Annotated in this window: 1 protein-coding gene and 1 pseudogene; one reads left to right on the top strand and one right to left on the bottom strand. The window is 41.4% G+C overall.

The window, feature by feature from the left end; translation table 11 throughout:
• Positions 1-18: 18 nt before the first annotated feature.
• Positions 19-108, bottom strand: a pseudogene (locus tag I8U18_RS17955) (helix-turn-helix domain-containing protein); the annotation flags it as partial.
• A 746-nt stretch (positions 109-854) separates the two neighbouring features.
• Here I8U18_RS17955 and I8U18_RS17505 point away from each other — a divergent pair.
• Complete coding sequence (locus I8U18_RS17505; protein WP_198056619.1) at positions 855-1,199, top strand: DUF192 domain-containing protein; 345 nt, start codon at positions 855-857, stop codon at positions 1,197-1,199.
• The last annotated feature ends 595 nt before the right edge of the window (positions 1,200-1,794 follow it).

Raw genomic sequence — 1,794 nt, 5'->3', positions numbered from 1 at the left:
GGCAGGGTCACATGCAGACTATATCTTTAATTCGCCCAATCTTACCAACTCCACTACAGCTTGGGATCGTCCTTTCACGTTTAACTTTTGCATGACGTTACTGATGCGTACCTTTTGCAAACTTTGGGAAGAGATTTCATTGTGAACGGTGTGAACCTTATCCCGAAGTTTCACTAAAGCCCTCCTTTAATCTATGCTTTTGTGTATTCTAAAACCTTATCATCAAGCTGATGAACACATTGCGAAAATTATATGAATAATAAATAGATTCAATTAACAATACAAAGTAAATTGAAAATGGCCTAAGCCATTCCCGCGAAATAAAAAAGTCAGCTGGTATTTGACAAGTACCAGCTAACTTTCCGTTGTTGTTGAAGGGATCATCGTATCAATCCGAGAAAATGTGTGCCGTGTCATCCGGCGGTAGATCCCTTCCATAGGAAGGAGAAGTTCGGAAGAAAAGGCTTCTGGGTCAAGTGGTTCACCTGGCGGTTAAGACCAAAGGGGACAAAAGCATACCACTAAAGCGGAAACTGCCAGAAGTCGTGTATGGCTTTGTCCTGCAAGACCCGCACGTGGCAAAGGCTAAACTGCCTCGCCTAAAACTCGGGGTTACCAGTATAGGACGATTCAATTTTTGTCATCTGAATATTTTAGACACAACAAGTCATAAGCTGTACGCTAAGGTAAAGTTATCTTAATAAAGCGCGTCATTATTTCCAGTTATGACGTGAACTTTTGCCTTAGCGTACGATTTTCCGTACGGTGACCCTATGTGCCTATTGTGTCACAAAGAAATACTATTGGAATAGGATCTAGGGAGCACCAAGCTACGGATTAGAGGAGATGATGTGATGAAATCGGTATGTGTATATCGCTACAAAACCTATTTTCGAAAAATGGAACTGGCCGTAACCATGACTGAACTGGCTAAAGGTCTTCTCGGGCGCACAACAGCCGGCAGTGGAATGTTTCTCATGGGGGCCACAGCGATCCACACGTATCAGATGAAATTTCCTATCGATGTCGTCTATTTAAACCAACAAGGATTAGTGGTCGGTTTAGAGGAAAAATTGATGCCTAACCAAAACGGTGCTTATTTTGAAGGTACGGCGCATGTGGTTGAATTTAACCCGGGTACCATCCGAAAATACCAGATCAAAGTTGGAGAACGATGGTATTGGAAAATTGCCATATAGGGGTCAACGTACGATTTTCCGTACAGGTGACCCCTTGAATCTATCTCTCGTCTTGGCCGCCAGACAATTGATGTTTTGCAACTCATTGAACAGCTTGAAAAGATGGGCGTTAAGTAGTTGAGAAACTGGAAAGTTTTCAACATGATCAGAAACCCAATTGAGAAAAGGAATTTCATGCTTTTTCTTTTGCCCAGACGAATTATTTATCTAACTCTTTAGGCGTTAGGTTGCTTTTTAGTCTTGGATAAACCGTTTCCTAAATGCTTGGCAAAGTGGATACCTCCTATGAGGATTGTTTTGTCTCAAAAAATGATTGAGGCTATTTGTTTTCTAAAATCCTGTTAAAAAACAATAGCGTTTAAAGCCCGAGTTTGTGTGGTAACACTGGTAAGACCCGTACTTGTATTAACCTGAATGGTGACTGTATAAGTAACGGAAGTGGAAATATTGTCATTCCACGTAAGAGTGGGAATTTCGGAAAGAATAGTTCCTGCAATTATAATGACCCCATACGCTTCCAGACGAAAGATAAAGTATAATGGAAGGAAGCAAGAAAGGGGTCGTTTTTTATGGGGCGGCGAAAATGGACTGCTGA

The sequence above is a fragment of the Thermoactinomyces sp. CICC 10522 genome, from assembly GCF_016055075.1.
Lineage (GTDB): Bacteria > Bacillota > Bacilli > Thermoactinomycetales > Thermoactinomycetaceae > Thermoactinomyces_A > Thermoactinomyces_A daqus.
The sequence above is the reverse complement of the archived record's forward strand: the minus strand, read 5'-3'. Positions and strand labels throughout refer to the sequence as shown.

Excerpts from the sequence above, each read along its gene's own strand:
- I8U18_RS17505 (WP_198056619.1), top strand. The coding sequence starts at position 855 with ATGAAATCGGTATGTGTATATCGCTACAAAACCTATTTTCGAAAAATG.